Raw genomic sequence first — 16,815 nt, forward strand, 5'->3', positions numbered from 1 at the left:
TTGCAGCTGTCCCCCCGTGCAGTGTGGGCGTTGCTCTTGGGGTCTATGCTGACACCAATGAGCGTCGTCCACGCTGCACTCCCGGATACGGGCCTTCAACAGACGGCCACGCCACTTTCTGACGACAGATTGTCCGAAATCCGCGGGAAGTTCATCACCGCGGAATCCGTCTCATACTTCGGTGTGCAAATGGCGAGCAGCTGGCAGGGCGCAGATGGCATCACGACCAATGCAACGCTGCTCTTTGCCGTGGACTTCGCTGCCGGCGCAGGGTCGCAAGGCGTGCCAATCCTCATGATCAACTGGAGCCGGGATGGCGACCCGGCCATGGATCTTGATGCATTCGCCTCTGCTGCCAGCGGGGGATACGTCGTCCTATCCGGAGGACAGGTGGTTGTCCCCACGAATTCCCTCAATGGTGTCAGCGGTGTCGTCCAATCCAACGTGATTGCAGGAACTGACAACCAGGTCCGCAATGGCATGTCGATTGCCGTCGTCCCCAAGGATCAAATTCCGGGATTGCTGGCAGCGGGCCTCCAGCCTGCGAGCGGATCGACGACCGTGACCCTCGATGACGGATCAACAATCGATTTTTCCGTCGCCAACAATGGAGTGGGCCTGGCGCTGACCCGGAACGGGAATTCGGTCGCGCAGGGCGTTGACGGGACGCTTGGTCGAGCTGCCCAGAACATAGTTCTGAATAGCAATCTCAACCGCATCGAGAACAACATGACCATGATGATCGGTGTCGACACGCTGCAGCAAATCGACACCATTCGGTTCCAGGAAGCACTTTGGTCGATCAAGGGGATCTGAAGGATGGCGCACGATTACAAGGCAGGCAGGAAACCGCGGCAGTTTTATAAACGGGCTTGGAATGGGGTCTTGTTGGTCTCAGTCGTCGCCATGGCCAGTCAGGCGTCCGCGGGCACCAAGAATGGTCGTTTCGCGATCGAAGGGATCGGCGGAGCTCCGTGCCGGCAGTTCGTAGCTGAGAGCAAGGCCAAATCCACCGTGTTCCACCGAATGGTTGGATACACCGAAGGATATCTGACGGCCTCAAATGTCTACGAGCCCAATACCTTTGATCTGTCGCCCTGGCATGACACTGCCAGCCTGCTCATTGCCTTGGACCGGCATTGCCAGAAAAACCCGAATGATTTGCTGGCGACAAGCATCCAGAAAATCGCAGCTGCTCTTTACCCGACGAGACTGTCTTCGGAATCGCCGCGCATAACCATAACAGATGGGAAGCAAAGCATGCGGGTCTATGTTGCCGTGTTGCAGCAGGCGCAGAACAAGTTGAAGGCACGTGGCCTGTACGGGGGACCCGCCGATGGAAAGTATAGCCCTGAGGTAAAAGCGGCCTTGATGAAATATCAACAGTCGGCGAAACTCAACCCAACCGGATTGCCTGATCCGTTAACTCTGTGGGGACTGTTCAAATCCTGACGGATTGGGACAAATCGAAGGGGGCGTACATGAGAATATCGACACTTCCAGCGTTTGTTTTCGCTGCCGCGGCTGGCGTAACCAGCCTTCCGGCCAGTGCGATAGCGGTCCAGACGGCCGACGAGTTCGCGGTGCTGCGCTCGGAAATAGAACAACTCAAGGCACGGGAAGCCGAAGCCTTGAGCAAGGTCGAGGCGCTGGAGCGACGGCTCAATGCCCTGGAGGCTTCCCGGATAAGCGATCTGCAAGCGGCCAGCATTATGGGGAGAGGCTTGCAAGGGACGCCTTCCTCAAATTCTTCCACCGAACCCGGCCTCGCAGCCAACACGGAAAGCGATGACAGAAAGTCGCCCGCGCCTACGGCTGCGGCAGAGGATGTTGCTCGACAGCAGCACCGGAGCTTTTCCGATCGCTTCGCCGTGGAGATCGGAACGACCTACTCGCACTTTGATAGCGCGCGCATCAACCTCAACGGCTTTCTGGCACTGGATGCGATCTTCCTGGGCAAGATCAGTATCGACCAACTCCGCGCCGATATCCTGACGTTCGATGCAACGGCCCGATACGGGCTCAACGACCGGCTGCAGTTCGACGTCAACGTTCCCTACCTTTATCGCCATTCGAACTTCCAATCAGGAGGGGCTGGCGGCGCCGCGACCTCATTGACCGAGGAGAATGTAACCGGCCACGGCCTGGGGGACATCAATTTTGGTGTCAGCTATCGCCTAATTCGCGAAACACCGAACCGGCCTGACATAGTTCTCAATGCGCGAGTAAAAGCACCTACTGGGCGCCACCCTTATGGTGTGGAACTTGTCGAAGTTGAGGGGAGCGAAGGCAATCTGTTCGTTCCCGCGCGCCTGCCGACCGGGTCCGGCCTTTGGGGAGCATCCATCGGGATATCAGCTCTCAAGACAATCGATCCGCTCGTGGTTTTTGGAAGCGCGACTTTCTTCAAGCAATTTGCTCGGAGTTTCTCCGACGTAGACGAAGCGGAAGGGAAGCAGCCTGGCCGCGTGCGCCTCGGCGATGCATTTCAATGGGGCGCGGGGGTTGCCTACGCCCTTAATGATTATTCGAGCCTCTCGACGTCATTCACTCAGCGTTGGATACGCCGCTCAAAGGTCAGGCTGGACGGAGAGGACTACGAAACCATCGTAGGAAGCCAAGGAAACGTCGGCATCGTAAATCTCGGTGGGACTTTCTCGCTTAATCGCTTTGTCTCGCTCGTGGCGACGGTTGGCATTGGCGTGACTGAAGATGCTCCAGATCTTTCCCTGGGTCTAAGAGTCCCCATTCGTTTCTGACCCGGGTTCCAGCGCCATCGGTACTTCTCGTCGCGTGAGACGCTCAGGTCCATCACGGTTTGTGTTGCCATAGCCAAGATCGTCAGCGCCGCAGCGCCCGCGGACCCATCTGGTCACATTGGTTCGCTAGGCAGCCAATCTACGTGTGCAAACAAACGAAAACGGCGGCTCCAAATGGAGCCGCCGTTCCCGTACTGACCTAGACTTAGCCCCGTTCCGGTTCCGGCGGCGGCGGCGGCGGCGGCGGGGGAGGAGGCGGAGGCGGACATGCATCCGTCGCCAGGATCACCGAGCCGTCAGGGCAGGTTTGGGTTGCCGGCGGAGGCGGCGGGGGCGGAGGCGGCGGCGGAGGAGGGGGAGCCGCTTCCGCAAGCCGGCCACCTAGACGCCAGCCAGCCCGAAGACCGAAGCCCTTCTTGTCGCCAAAGTCGCCCCAGGCAGCCAGGATCGGTCCGGGGCCGTTGTTACCCCCGAGGCCGCCCTCGATGCGGAACCAAGTTCCCTTGCCGCCTGCATCCACGTCGTAGAAGTTGGCACCATCATAGACGACAACGTCACGGCCGCTGTCGCTGAACTCGTGATACACCGTGGCGTCGAGGTACGGCGCAATGCCGCCACCGAACACCGCACGAGCACCAGCCCGACCGCGTGTCGATTTCAACCGTTGGATGTCATAGCTGAAGCCGAAGGCATCGATATCATCAACCTTGGTCCGAACATGGCTGACGCCGACATTCAGATCGAAGGTTGTCGCTCCGGGCGTACCAAAGCGATAGCCGACGGAGCCATCGATACCGGTTGCACGGATGTCAAAGTCGACGTCATCGAAGGCGCCGTCATCAAACTCCGCGTTATACCGATCGTGCTTGGCCAGGAATTCGCCATGGAAACCGGTCTGACCGCCAAATTGGCCGTAGACGCCCACGTTCCATCCTTTGGCCCGCAGCCCGACACCAGTGGTGTCGTTGCCGTCAGCCCGCGCACGAGCAAAGCCGCCCGTCAGGCCAACGCGCCCACTGTCGAAGCCGTAATCAACGCCGAGCTGGATCCCAAGGCGCTTGGTTTCAAGGCGATTGTTCACCTCGAACGAAACGTCGTCGAGAACATACTCCGTGTTCTTGTCGCCGAACTTGTCGCGGCTCCAATAGACGTCGCCCCAGAAGCTCGCGCCGACCGTGGTCGCCGGCTTACGGGTTTCAGCGATCACCTCATCCGCGCTCTGGTACCAGAGCGAAGTGGCGAAAGCGGGGACGACAATCGGATCGAATGCAGATGCATTCGGTGCCGAGATGAGGAAGAAGTCCCCTCCCTGCTGCGAGAGACTATAGTCGATCAAGGGGCTGGTGTTCCCGGTGACGGTTCCCAGCGTGAAGGCCCCAGCTGATGCGCTGGTTGCATCCACGACGAGAACGCCACCCAAGTTGATCAGGCCGGCCGCCTGCGACTCTGCATCGATCCTTGTCGATCCACTGGCTGCGCCGTTGATCACCAGGCGGTCCGCAGTGGTATCATTGAAGTCGACAAGCAGCGCTGCGTTCCCTGAACCAGCATAGCTGCTGTTGATCGTCAGGATATCGCCTACTGCGCCATCTTGCAGATCAATTGTTCCGCTGTTGGCGAAACTTGTCTGCCCCGTGATGGTCGTTGCGCCCTCATCGGCAATGATCGTGCCAGTGTTGGTGAAAACTGCAGCGGGAACGGTGAGCGTTCCGGCAGCAAGATCCATCGTGCCGCTGTTGCTAAGCGAGGTGAAGCCAGCAAGGCTCGCCGATCCACTGGTATCGATGAAACCCGAATTGGCGAACGCACCTGCGCCGGTGAGCGTAAAGGTGTTGAGATTGATCCGCCCGCTTTGGGTGAAGGTCTCAATGCCCGCCAAGGTCGCATTGCCGGTCAGGTTCATGATACCTGTGCCGGTGTTGGCCAAAGTATCCGTGCCCGCACCCATATCCAAGGTGCCAGCCAGGTTGAACGTACCGGTGTTGGTCAGAACGGTATTCCCGCCGTCCAACAGCAGCCCTGCCGCGGCATTAAGCGTTCCGGCATTGGTCATGGTCTCAAGACCAGTCAATGTCGTGCCCGCCAACACGTTGGCCGTGCCGCCCGAAGCAACAGTGACCGCGTCTGTTCCCAGCCCGAAGTCGATTGCGCCGCTGAGGTTGGTGGTCCCGCCGGCACTGGTTGCCAGCGTGTCGTTGCCGGCGCCGAAGTCGGAACCGGTCTGGACGCTCAGCGTGCCCGCGTTGGTGACGGTGTCGTTGCCATCGGACAATTCGAGAATGCCGATCATCGTCGCGCCGGCATTGTTGTTGATGGTTGCGGTAGTCGTTCCGTCGGTCAGTACGGCAGTTTCACCGGTAAGACCGATGGTGCCGCTGTTGTTGATGGTTACCGTGGAACCGCCGGTCGCATAGACGCCGTAGTTGCCGGTGACCGAGCGGCCCGCAGAGACGTTGATGACCTTCGCGCCCGCGGTGTCGACTTCGATACCATCGTCGCTTCCGACGACATTGCCGCCGGCGACATTGACGGTGATCGCACCCGAGTCCGAGACGGCATGGACGCCGTCCGAGCTACCACCGGAGATATTCCCGTTGACCGTGATCGTCTGGTTGCCGGTGGTCGTGAACGTTTCGATACCATTGCCGCCCGGAGCGGTAATGACGCCGCCACTGGTCACCGAGAGCGGTCCACTGGTTGCCTCGGCATAAATGCCGTTGCCGCTGGTGGTGTTGATCGCGCCGGAATAATTGACGGTGACACCGCCTGTACCAGTGGTGCTGGCATCGATGCCATTGCCAGTCGAGAAGATCGCGCCGTTACCGTTAACCGTCAGCGCTGCAGCTGAACTGGCGTTGTTGATATCGGCCCGAATACCGATGTCGGTCAGACGGTCGGTTGCAGAACCAATCGCACCATTGTTGGTTACGGTGAGCGCGCCCAGGCCCGAATGGTCAGCGCTGATGCCAACATCGAGCGTATCTGGCGAACTAACGGCACTGCCGATCGCGGCATTGTTTGTGACCGTCAGCGAACCGAGGGTCGTCGCATCCGACTGCTGTGCAACGATGCCTACATCGTCTGCACGAATTGTCGTTCCTGTAGCAGTGGTGACAAGCACGTTGCCCGCAGTGCCCGAATGGAATGCGCCAATGCCATATGATGCGCTGCCTGCGCCGCCGGCGGTGACATTGCCACCAACGTTAGCCGTCAGGTTTCCGGTGCCATCGTGATTCAATATGAGGCCGTCGGCAAAGCCGCCGCCGAGATTGGCGATAGAACCGGTGCCGCTGTAGGTGACATTCGTCGCCCCGGTTCCAGTGATATTGAGCGCGGCGATACCGCCGACAGTGGGCGTATTACCCGGGTTTACCTGGATCGTGCCGTTATTCACGACGTCGAGGGAGCCAGTCCCCGCCAAGGTGTTCGTAAAGGCAAGGCCGTAGCCATCCACCACGGCGCCGGTTGAAACTGTTCCGGTGAAGTTCGAGGTCGACGTATCCACCTGGTATTCCCGGTCGCTGGCAGGCGTGCCGCCAGCGTTGGTGGTATTAGTCGTCGTGGTAGTTCCGCAGGTAACAGTGGTCGCCGTTACTACGCACTGCGCTTGGGCTGGAGATGCTGCTAGCATCGTCATGCCGAAGCCCAAGGCCGCGGTGCCCAGAAGGCGGGTTCGAGTTGTTCGGATCATGCTTGGAAGCTCCCCTAATATTGCAACACTGAGCGCGTCGCACAGGTCAATTGGGAACGTCGGCCAGACTACACTGTTCCCGGCCGAGATTCTTTTTGCCGAGGGTGTCACTGTTCGGCAACACCTAGGTTTCCGTAGGGGAATTCAGGCAATCGACGAGGCGAATTCGTGCCGGGTTTGAGCTTCAGGCCGCCGTAAAGTGAGGTGCCGAGGGTCGCTCTCCGGCGCTCGGTTCCCGAATGCCTCGCTGTCCCGGGGAGCCCGAGGCGGCGCTGCGTGCCTAACCTTGGAATGAGGGTCCTTCGGGCTCGCGAGCAAGTAGCACATCCTCGTCCGGGCAATCGCCGCAAAGCCTGTTGGCCGGCACGGCGACGTCGAGCCTCTTGGGGTAGGGGAGATTGAGATTGGCCATGATCTCGATGAACTCTTCCATGGTCCGCCCCGCCCCAAGTCGTGGGTTTCTCTCCCGCTCCTGAGCGACCGAGCTGACGTGACGATGCTGATAGTCGTGAGCCGGGTAGACGAGGGTATCGCCGGGCAGGGTGAACAGCTTGTCGTGGATCGAGCGATACAGAGTTGCGGCGTCGCCCCCTTGGAAATCGGTCCTGCCACATCCATCGATCAGCAACGCATCGCCCGTGAACGCCCGCGAAATGCCGGGCAGTTCGACCATATAGCTGTGATGCGTCTCAGTGTGGCCGGGAGTGAAAAGCGCATCAAACCTCAGGCTGCCAACTTCCAGCGGGGCAACCTCGCTAACGCCCACGTCCGCGCAGGGTAAGGCGTCCATCTCGGGGTAGGCAATCTTGCTGCCGGTCAGGCTTCGCAGCCGGCACGCCGAGGTAATGTGGTCCGCATGGATGTGCGTATCCAGAGTATAAGCCAGGGAAAGGTCGAGTTCCTGGAGCGCCGCCAGGTCGCGGTCGACCATCTCGATAACCGGATCGAGGAGCACAGCCTGTCTCGTATCCGGGCACCCAAAGACATAGGTGTAGGTCGAAGACTCAGGTTCATAGAGCTGATGAAAAATCATAGCGAGGCTCTCTCATTGGCTAACGTAAACGGTGACCGCGGGTAGCGCTAAATCTGACTTGCTCCCCGGCGCAGCAGCCGCTGCTCATTAGGAACGCTAGGCAACACGCGCGAACCTCAGCGCAGGTTCCCAGTCGAGCCGAGCGTCACCATGTTTTCAAAGGCAGGCGAGAGATCGACGGATGCGATCGAGGGCAGGCGGCCATAACGACTGGAGCGAAGCCTTGGACCGCCAGTTTGTCAGATGCTTGCCGGCCGTGTTCACGCAGCGATCGTGAAATCTAGCGTTTGTCACCCTCGTGGAAGCTTGGCGCCGCGAGCTCCTGATACGCATCGTGCTGAGACAGGAAAATCTTCCCGGAAAGTTCATCAAGCAGGTCTGAACGCGCCAGTCGATCCAGGACGGGTCCCTTTACTTCGGACAGGTGAAGCAAAACGCCTCCATCGCTAAGCCTGTGGTTGATGGCTTCGAGGCTCTCAAGCGCCGAGGCGTCGATCTCATTTACGGCAGAGCACATCAGGATCAGATGCTTCAGTTCAGGACGTTCAGCGACGATTTCCAGGACTTTCTCTTCAAGCCATCTGGCATTGACGAAGGTCAGGCTTTCATCGACTCGCAGCGTCAGGAGGGTAGGGACTGTTTCGACCTCATGCCGGAGGACGTTGCGAAAATGCTCAGTCCGCGGCACCCGTCCGACAATTGCTGCATGAGGGCGCGACGCGCGCCAAAGGTAAAGCGCAAGCGACACGACAACCCCGGTCACAACTCCGGCTTCCACACCGAAGAATAGCGTGATGAGGATGGTGCTCGCCATCGCCGCGAAATCGTTGCGCGAATAGCGCCATACCTCCCTCAGCTGGCTCAAATTCACCAGGCTGAGGACCGCGACGATAATCGTCGCTGCGAGCACGGCTACAGGCAGGAAGAAAAGCGCGGGCGTTAAGAACAATGCTGCGGCCGCAATGCCAATGGCCGTGTAAGCACCTGCTGCGGGCGTTTCCGCGCCGGCATCAAAGTTCACGACCGATCGGGCAAAGCCTCCCGTGACAGGATAACCTCCCGTGAAAGCCGACGCGATATTCGATGCGCCAAGGCCGACAAGTTCCTGACTGGGCTCGATCCGCTGGCGGCGCTTAGCCGCAAGAGTTTGCGCAACCGACACGGATTCGACGAACCCGATAACGCTGATTAGCAGTGCAGGGACAAATAACGCCGACCAAAGCCCGGGATCGAACAAGGGCGCGCCAATGGGAGGCAGTCCCGTCGGAATTGCCCCGACAATCGGCACGCCATGTTTGTCCAAGGCCAGCACCGCGACGGTCAGTGTCGAAAGCAATACGACCAACACCGGCGCCGTCCGGGTAAGAATTTCGGCGGTGCGAGTTGCCGCGCCTATCCGCACCAGGATTGGCTTCAATCCTTTGCGCACCCAAAACAGAAAGCCGAGCGATAGGACGCCGATGGCGATCGTGGGCAAATTCGCCTGCCCGATGGTCTCGGACATGGTTCGGATCATTTCCGGGAGTGTTTCGCCCGACGCCTTAATGCCCAGGATATGCTTGAGCTGGCTGACGGCAATAAGAATACCAGACGCCGTAATGAAACCCGCAATCACTGGATGCGAGAGTAAATTTGCTAGAAATCCCAGCCTCAGGATACCCATCACGGTCAGGATGAGTCCCGAGATCAGAGCCAAGATCAGCGCGGCAGCGACATATTCCGGCGATCCTTGTACTGCGACGCCCCCCGCTGCCGTCGCGGTCATTAGCGAAATTACTGCGACTGGCCCTACGGCAAGAGCCCGGCTTGTCCCGAATACAGCATAAGCCAGGAGAGGAGCGATTGATGCGTAGAGCCCCACCTGTGGAGGAAGACCAGCCAGGAGCGCGTAAGCTAGTGACTGGGGAATGAGCATGACCGTTACGATCATCGCCGCAACGACATCGTTCGTCAGCGTTCCCCGGTCGTAGGTTCGGGCCCAAGTTAGAATCGGCAGGTATCGCGTCATCCGGTCCGCCACGGGCCTGTCCCTCAGCTGCGCTTGGTCATCTGGAACAGGCTGGAGGCTCGCCCCCCGGATTTGCAATAGGCAACGACTGGCCCGCCGGCTTGTTTAACTGCCTCGGCGAACGCGCGCGCATTGGCCTCTGTCGCGCTACCGGGAACAATCGGGATATGTACATAGAACAAGCCATGGCGTTCGGCTTGGGCGGCAATCTCATCGGAAGTTGGCTGATCGGGAGCCTCCCCGTCAGGCCGGTTGTTGATAATGCCCTTGAACCCGGCCCGGGCGATCTCTTCTACCTCGTGCGGCAGAATTTGCGGGCGGACGAATACATCCTCGCTGAGCTTGGTCATCGGCACTGATTTACTCCCTTGAAACTTAGTTTGTGGACGATCATTCCGGCCAACATTGCGGCAACGAACAGCCACGGCTGCCACATGCCGAGAACCAGGCCCGAAATGGCGGGGCCGGGACAAAGGCCAACCAGACCCCATCCCGTGCCAAAGATCGTGGCACCGGTCAGCAACTGCCAATCGATCCGGCGGCTCTCGGGAACAACGAAACGATCAGCCAAGACTGGATGGGCCATCCAGCGTTTGACCAAATAGGCCACGGCCGACGCTACGACGGCCGCTCCCATGACGATCGCCAAAGTCGGATCCCAGCTTCCGAAAATGTCCAGGAAAGCTTGGACGCGAGCCGGATTGATCATGTCCGAGATTGCTAGGCCCGCTCCAAACAGCAGGCCTGTAAATAGGGCAGCAAGAGTGGATCGCACGTCATCAACCTCCAACGACATGCCGCATGACGGACAGGGTAGCGATTGCGGCGACCATAAAGGTGGCCGTTGCCGCAAAAGATCGCGGGGAAAGCCTGGCCATCCCGCAAACGCCGTGGCCGCTAGTGCAACCGTTGCCCAACCGGGTTCCGAAGCCGACCAACAGGCCGGCGATCACCAGAAGCGGGACCGAGGAAGTTACTCCAATCTCCGGCGTCCGAACGAAAGTCGCGACGAGCGCCGTGCCCAGCACCAGTCCAAGGATAAAGGCACTCGCCTGCGCCCGTGGAGTGCCGCCCGTTCCAATGCGTGTTGCAGAAGCAACCATTCCACTGACCCCGGCAATTCGGCCGGTAAGGAGAAGGAACAGCGCCGCCGCGCTGCCGATCAATAGCCCTCCGGCCGCAGCAGCCACAGGCGATAATGGTTCCATTGATCTAAGCTCCTAAACCTAGGTCGGGGTCCCTGCGAAAGAGCTGCCGAGACAGTCACACCTTGCCGTTCACTGGGGCCTAAACGCGCGTGGCATCCAGTGGCTGCATGATAATGTGCCTGCACGGGGAGGGGCCGCGCAGCTAGGTGGGGGGTTCCTTGGGTGGGGCTAATTGGCTCGACTTAGTGAGCGCATGGCCTTTTCCAGGCCATCAAGCGTGAGCGCAAACATTCGCTCATTCATCAACATCTTCAAGATCGAGGTTGAAGCGCTGTGCCCCCAATATTGTTCGGGAGTGGGGTTGATCCAGGCTGCGGCAGGGTAGGCGTCCGTCAGTCGCTTAAGCCACACCGCCCCAGCTTCCTCGTTGAAATGTTCGATCGAGCCGCCGGCATGGGTGATTTCGTATGGCGACATGGCCGCATCGCCGACGATCACCAGCTTATGGTCGCGGCCGAACTTGTGAATGATGTCGTGCGTCGGGGTCTTTTCGACATGGCGGCGGCGGTTGTCCTTCCACACGCCCTCGTAAATGCAGTTGTGGAAATAATAGTGTTCGAGATGCTTAAACTCGCTCCGGCAGGCTGAGAACAGTTCCTCGGCAACCCTGACATGGCCGTCCATCGACCCGCCGATGTCGAGGAATAACAGCAATTTCACCGCATTGTGCCGTTCCGGGCGCAGCCGGACATCGAGCCAACCGCGGCGCGCGGTACCTTCGATCGTGCCTTCAAGGTCGAGTTCTTCGGCCGCGCCCTCACGAGCAAAACGGCGGAGTCGCCGCAGCGCGACCTTGATGTTGCGGGTGCCCAGCTCACGGTCGCCATCGAGGTCCTGGAATTCGCGCTTTTCCCACACCTTGATCGCCCGGCCGTGGCGTCCTGGGCCACCAATCCGCACGCCCTCGGGATTGTAGCCACCATGGCCAAAGGGCGATGTCCCGCCCGTGCCGATCCACTTGTTTCCGCCTTGGTGCCGGCCTTTCTGTTCTGCGAGCCGGTCCTTGAGCGCCTGCATGATCTCGTCCCAGCTCCCCAGGCTCTTGATGGCTTCCATCTGCTCGGGAGTGAGATAAGCCTCGGCTACCTGCCGCAGCCATTCTTCGGGTATGTCCGCGCGAACATCTTCGCCGCTCGTGAGGTGGCCTTTGAATACTTCACCAAAGACGCGGTCGAAACGGTCGAGCTGCGTTTCGTCATGCACAAAGGTCGCACGTGCGAGGTAATAGAATTGCTCGGGCTCGGCTGCGATAACCTCGGCATCAAGCGCCTCGAGCAGGAGCAAATGCTCCTTGAGGGAAGCCGGAATCCCGCCGCGCCGAAGCGCCTCAACGAAGCTGATGAACATGGGCCCGCCTTAGCCTAGCGAAAGGAATGGCGCCACGGGAGCCATAGTTAACCCCGCTTTAGCGATTGGCGATTAAGCCAAGCTCGCATTCACAAGTGGGGATCAGGGTCACATGGCCACGCTCGGCATTGAGGAAGTTACCGAAAACGCGATCCGCGCAGTGGCGCGAGACTGTGGGTCGTTGTCGATCGAGTGCAGCGACGTCGCAGGCTACGTCGAAGGCGTCGCCGAGCGGATCGGTGAGCATTTGAAGGTTCTCGACACCCTCGAGGACGTGACGACCCGGCTGCTCGCCGACCAGGCGCGGGTTAGCGATTCAACCGACGAAGCGCGGCTGCTGTCCGAACAGGCGAAGGCCAAGCTGGAAGCTGGCCGTGAGGCAATCGACGGAACGATCCAAGGGTTCAAAGGGCTGACGGAACTGGTCGTTCAGCTGGGCGAACGGATGGCCGGTTTTGCCTCGGCGATGAACCAGGTGCAGACCGTATCCTCGACCATCGAAGCGATTGCCCGCAAGACGAATATGCTGGCTCTGAACGCCACCATCGAAGCGGCGCGGGCCGGCGATGCCGGTCGCAGCTTCGCGGTGGTTGCCGCTGAAGTGAAGAAATTGGCGCACGATACCCGTGCCGCAACCAGTCAGATCGCCTCGACCATCGGTGAGCTGACCCGCGAGGCGAGCGCCGTGACATCGGAAATCAAGACCGGCGTCGAACGCAGCCGAGCGGCGCAGTCGGGCTTTGGACAGATTAGCGACACGGTCAAGGAAGTGACCGAGATCGTGTCCATGGTCGATCGCCAGACAGAGGGCATCGCTCATTCGACCAGCCTCATTCAGACCAGCGTTGACCGGGTAAAGGCGGGACTAAGCGACTTCGCCGGCGACGCGCGCGACAATGGCGGGCAATTGATCAAGGCGCAGAAGCGTTTGAGCCATCTCGAAATGCTGTCGAATAACATGCTCGACACGCTCGCTAACTCGGGCGCGGAGATTGACGATACGCCGATGATTCTGCTTGCCCAGGATGCCATGCGCGCAATCACCGCCGTGGTGGAGCAGGGGATCGACCGGGGGGAGATTACGCTCGAGCAGGTTCTCGATCGCGAATATGTGCTGATCGAGGGTACCAATCCCCCGCAGTATAACAATGGGTTCGCCAATTTTGCCGACACGCACGTTCGGCCGCTGCTCGACCGGTTCAAGGCTCGTGACGTCCGGATAATCGGCTCGGCGATCACCAACTTGGACGGCTATCTGCCGACCCACCTTAGCGAACGCTGCCTCACACCTGGCCCGGATCCGGTCTGGAACGACGAACATTGCCGCAACCGCCGGATCTTCATGGACGAAACCACTCGCAAGGCCTGCGAAAGCGACAAGCCGGCGATGCTGGCAACCTACCGGATGGAGCTTGGCGACAAATATTTCCCGGTGAAGAACGTCTTCGTGCCGCTCTCGTTTAAGGGACGCCGCTGGGGCAATTTCGAACTCGCCTATCGCGACGAATAAGAGCGATCAGGCGCTGGCAGCTTTGGCAAGCGCCTGATCCAGGTCATCGATAAGATCGGCTGGGTCCTCAAGGCCGATGTTCAGCCGGACGAGCAGGGGGCCTAGCTCTGGCGTCGGCCTCTTCAGATCGCTGTAGCAGATGGCGATGCTGTGGGCGCCGCCCCAGCTGTAGCCGATCGTGAAAAGCTGGAGACTATCGACAAAGGTCTCGACCTGGCGGCGGGTCCAATTCCCGAAAATTATAGAAAAAAGTCCGGCCGATCCGGACCAGTCACGCTTCCAGATCTCATGACCCGGGCAGTCGGAAAATGCGGGGTGGAGCAGGGCAGTGACCTCGTCGCGCTGGTCGAGCCAGCGCGCGACGGTCATCGTCGACTGTTCGAAATGCCTGAGCCGGACATCGAGCGTTTTCAGCCCGCGAAGGACCGCCGAACAGTCGTCGGGCGACACGCCCATTCCCGTGAGGCGCTGGGCCAGCCGCAGCTTGCGATCGAGCCGATCATCATTTGTGGAGACCGAGCCGAGCAAAAGGTCACTGTGCCCGCCGGCATATTTGGTCAGTGCCTGGATGCTGATGTCTGCCCCGGCGCCAAAAGCGTCGAACAGGAGCCCGGCGCCGTAGCTGTTATCGATTGCGACCGTGACGCCTCGTGCCTTGGCAGCTGCGCAAATGGCGGCGATATCCTGCACTTCCATCGTGATTGAGCCGGGACTCTCGGTCCAGATCAAGCGCGTATTATCGCGGATCAACTCGGAAATTCCGGCGCCTACCAACGGGTTATAGCGTTCGACCTCGATCCCAAAACCGCGGAGCATGACGAATGCCAGCTCGGTGTTCGGCCCGTATGCGCTTTCGGTGACCAGCACATGATCGCCGGCACGGCAGAGGGCCAGGTAAACAAGGGTGATCGCGGAGAGGCCGCTGGGGAGTATGAGGCAATGTTCGGCGCCCTCGATTGCCCCGATTTGCAACGCCAGTTCACGTGTGGTCGGGGTGCCGTAAAGGCCGTAGCGGTATTGATTGACGTCGTTTACGTCGAGGATGTCCGCGACGCTGTCGAAGGCAATCGTCGACCCGCGATAGGTTGGTGCGGCGAGTGACCTGAAATCAGTCGAAGCTTGCCGATCCGGGTGGATCAGCCGGGTCGCGAGCCGCTTCCTGTTCGGCCCTTCTTCCATTTAGACCTTCCGGCGGGCCATGAAGGCAAGTCGTTCGAACAGCATCACGTCTTGCTCATTCTTGAGCAGCGCGCCGTGCAATGGCGGGATCGCCTTGGTCGGGTCGCGTTCCCGCAGTACCTCGAGCGGCATGTCTTCGTGAAGCAGCAGCTTCAGCCAGTCGAGCAGCTCGCTGGTTGACGGCTTCTTCTTGATCCCGGGAACCTCGCGCACCTCGTAGAAAAGGTCGAGCGCGCGGCTGACCAGCATCTGCTGGATTCCGGGAAAATGGACCTCGACGATCTGCGCCATCGTGTCGCGATCGGGGAAACGAATGTAGTGAAAGAAGCAGCGGCGCAAAAAGGCGTCGGGCAACTCTTTTTCGTTGTTGGAGGTGATTACCACGACCGGTCGATCGACCGCCTTCACCGTCTCCCCGGTCTCGTAGACGTGGAACTCCATCCGATCGAGTTCCTGGAGGAGGTCGTTGGGAAATTCGATGTCCGCCTTGTCGATCTCGTCGATCAGCAGGACCGGAAGCTTGGGCGAGGTGAAAGCGTCCCACAGCTTCCCGCGCTTGATGTAGTTACGAATGTCATGAACCCGCTCGTCGCCAAGCTGGCCGTCGCGAAGGCGGGCAACGGCGTCATATTCATAAAGGCCCTGCACCGCGCGGGTGGTCGACTTGATGTGCCATTCGATGAGCGGCGCTTCGAGCGCGGCGGCTATCTCATGCGCGAGTACCGTCTTGCCGGTTCCAGGTTCGCCCTTGACGAGAAGAGGTCGGCGCAGCTGCACTGCGGCATTGACCGCGACCTTGAGGTCCTCGGTCGCGACATATTCGGAAGTACCTTCGAAACGCTTGGTGGCCATGGGCCAAGCCTATTGGCTACACCCGCCGGATTGGCAAGCGCCTAGCTGTCGCCGCGAGCCTGTGCGCGCGCTTCAAGAAGATCGAACAACCCGCGGTTTTGCAGCAGTAATTGCTCGCCGCCAAAGCCAAGTGCACGTTCACTTGCAGGTCCGTCGGTACCCGCATTGATCACGCGGATGATTGAATCCGGATCGGGCAGGGTCATAGCGGGCTTCAGCATGCCGACGCGATCGGCAACGCGATCAAGCAATGTGCGAATCGCGGGCCAGTCTGCCATCAGGGCGGTCGCGGCGCCGAGGGCGCAGCCGCGTCGCTCCGACTTTGCGAGCGTTTCTATCGCGTGACGCTGCGATACCAATGTCGCTTCGGTCTCCGAGGCTCCAGGGGTCGAGGGCAGTGGGCCGACCGCAGCGGTCAAGCGGACGATATACAGCCGTTCCCGCTCATAAGCGTCGGAGGCTTCGCGGAGCCAGTCACGCACAGGACCGGAAGGGCAGTGGGCCAAGGCCAGTTCGACCAGCCCAGGGTGGCGGCCGTAAAGCGAACAAAAGAGGTGGACGGCATCCGCTAGGTCGCGGCCACAGTTCGGGCCCCGCGCATGCGTCAACGCCTGGCGCCAGGGATGACCATCGCAGCCGTCCGTGTGCACACGCGCGAGTTGCGCATCCGCTGCGCTTTGCGCTGGGCGACCGACTGCCCCATTAATCGCCATCCGATTGGTCTCCTCACTCAATACCTAGGGTCCTGGCGAGGAACCTAGGCGGCGCTTCTAACCCAAGGGCGTAAAGACAGGGTTTAGGCGGTCGAAACCTTTTGGTGAGGCAGGTTAAAAAATGGCTCGAAACGGGACAGAATCGCGCGTTTCGAGCCAAAATCTGGGGATAAGTGGCGGCTTCAGGCAGCCATCGACAAATTTTTGTCAGGAGCCGTTGCAGGAACAGCGGGTGCAACATCACGCTCGACCAGTTCCAGGTTCGCGGCTGGAACAGGAACCAGCTCGTCCTTGGCGATCCAGCGGGTAGCGGCAACGATCACCCCGAGACCGAGGTAAAGCCCGATGCTGGCCATCGGCATCCAAAACAGAGGGGCGATAAAGGCCAACCGCAGCCAATTGGCGTTAATGCCGAAATCCTGGCCCAGCGCCTCGCAGATCCCGAGAATGGTATCGTTACGAAGCGGAAGGGGGGTAGCAGCGTTGGCAGTCATGAAAAGCTCCTTCGGGTCTTG

The 16,815-nt window shown here is 60.0% G+C and carries 15 protein-coding genes; 4 read left to right on the forward strand and 11 right to left on the reverse strand.

The annotated features are described in order from the left end of the window. The first annotated feature begins 57 nt into the window (after positions 1–57). Genes FMM02_RS00100 through FMM02_RS00110 form a run of 3 tightly spaced genes read left to right on the forward strand, consistent with a single transcriptional unit; the run spans position 58 to position 2,759 of the window. Positions 58–816 (forward strand): hypothetical protein, encoded by a 759-nt coding sequence (locus FMM02_RS00100; protein WP_147492961.1) that lies wholly within the window; start codon positions 58–60, stop codon positions 814–816. Between the two features lie 3 nt (positions 817–819). Further along, positions 820–1,452 carry a peptidoglycan-binding domain-containing protein gene (locus tag FMM02_RS00105; protein ID WP_147492962.1) on the forward strand — a complete coding sequence of 211 codons (633 nt, stop codon included), beginning with the start codon at positions 820–822 and terminating at the stop codon, positions 1,450–1,452. A 29-nt stretch (positions 1,453–1,481) separates the two neighbouring features. Further along, positions 1,482–2,759, forward strand: a complete 1,278-nt coding sequence (locus tag FMM02_RS00110; RefSeq protein ID WP_147492963.1) for a transporter — start codon at positions 1,482–1,484, stop codon at positions 2,757–2,759. 205 nt (positions 2,760–2,964) lie between these two features. On the opposite strand, the gene FMM02_RS11395 is transcribed toward FMM02_RS00110, so the two are convergent. The 7 genes from FMM02_RS11395 to FMM02_RS00145 form a co-directional block, all read right to left on the reverse strand. Continuing rightward, a complete protein-coding gene (locus FMM02_RS11395) occupies positions 2,965–6,450 on the reverse strand; it encodes an autotransporter outer membrane beta-barrel domain-containing protein (RefSeq protein WP_147492964.1) in 3,486 nt (1,161 codons plus the stop codon). 280 nt (positions 6,451–6,730) lie between these two features. After that, positions 6,731–7,483 carry an MBL fold metallo-hydrolase gene (locus FMM02_RS00120; RefSeq protein ID WP_147492965.1) on the reverse strand — a complete coding sequence of 251 codons (753 nt, stop codon included), beginning with the start codon at positions 7,481–7,483 and terminating at the stop codon, positions 6,731–6,733. 280 nt (positions 7,484–7,763) lie between these two features. Beyond that, a complete protein-coding gene (locus FMM02_RS00125) occupies positions 7,764–9,491 on the reverse strand; it encodes a SulP family inorganic anion transporter (RefSeq protein WP_147494905.1) in 1,728 nt (575 codons plus the stop codon). Positions 9,492–9,514: 23 nt separating this feature from the next. Beyond that, on the reverse strand, positions 9,515–9,841 hold the full coding sequence (locus FMM02_RS00130) for a protein tyrosine phosphatase family protein (protein WP_246104873.1): 327 nt from the start codon (positions 9,839–9,841) through the stop codon (positions 9,515–9,517). After that, a complete protein-coding gene (locus FMM02_RS00135; RefSeq protein WP_222703816.1) occupies positions 9,838–10,287 on the reverse strand; it encodes a DUF6691 family protein in 450 nt (149 codons plus the stop codon). Before FMM02_RS00135 ends, FMM02_RS00130 begins: the two co-directional genes overlap by 4 nt. After that, positions 10,271–10,699 (reverse strand): YeeE/YedE family protein, encoded by a 429-nt coding sequence (locus FMM02_RS00140; RefSeq protein ID WP_147492967.1) that lies wholly within the window; start codon positions 10,697–10,699, stop codon positions 10,271–10,273. The genes FMM02_RS00135 and FMM02_RS00140 overlap by 17 nt, the downstream gene beginning before the upstream one ends. A 168-nt stretch (positions 10,700–10,867) precedes the next feature. After that, positions 10,868–12,046, reverse strand: coding sequence for a vWA domain-containing protein (locus tag FMM02_RS00145; RefSeq protein ID WP_147492968.1), 1,179 nt, complete (start codon positions 12,044–12,046; stop codon positions 10,868–10,870). A 112-nt stretch (positions 12,047–12,158) separates the two neighbouring features. On the opposite strand from FMM02_RS00145, the gene FMM02_RS00150 reads away from it, so the two are divergent. Further along, positions 12,159–13,556 (forward strand): methyl-accepting chemotaxis protein, encoded by a 1,398-nt coding sequence (locus tag FMM02_RS00150; protein WP_147492969.1) that lies wholly within the window; start codon positions 12,159–12,161, stop codon positions 13,554–13,556. Positions 13,557–13,562: 6 nt separating this feature from the next. Here FMM02_RS00150 and FMM02_RS00155 read toward each other — a convergent pair whose 3' ends face one another. The 4 genes from FMM02_RS00155 to FMM02_RS00170 form a co-directional block, all read right to left on the reverse strand. Further along, a complete protein-coding gene (locus FMM02_RS00155; protein ID WP_147492970.1) occupies positions 13,563–14,735 on the reverse strand; it encodes a cystathionine beta-lyase in 1,173 nt (390 codons plus the stop codon). Then, the gene (locus FMM02_RS00160) at positions 14,736–15,587 is read right to left on the reverse strand and encodes an AAA family ATPase (protein ID WP_147492971.1); all 852 of its coding nucleotides are present in this window, start codon (positions 15,585–15,587) and stop codon (positions 14,736–14,738) included. Between the two features lie 41 nt (positions 15,588–15,628). After that, positions 15,629–16,300 carry a DUF6975 family protein gene (locus FMM02_RS00165; RefSeq protein WP_425473629.1) on the reverse strand — a complete coding sequence of 224 codons (672 nt, stop codon included), beginning with the start codon at positions 16,298–16,300 and terminating at the stop codon, positions 15,629–15,631. 182 nt (positions 16,301–16,482) lie between these two features. Further along, positions 16,483–16,794, reverse strand: coding sequence for a PspC domain-containing protein (locus FMM02_RS00170; protein WP_147492973.1), 312 nt, complete (start codon positions 16,792–16,794; stop codon positions 16,483–16,485). Positions 16,795–16,815 lie beyond the last annotated feature (21 nt).

It is taken from the genome of Sphingomonas xanthus (genome assembly GCF_007998985.1).
Lineage (GTDB): Bacteria > Pseudomonadota > Alphaproteobacteria > Sphingomonadales > Sphingomonadaceae > Sphingomicrobium > Sphingomicrobium xanthum.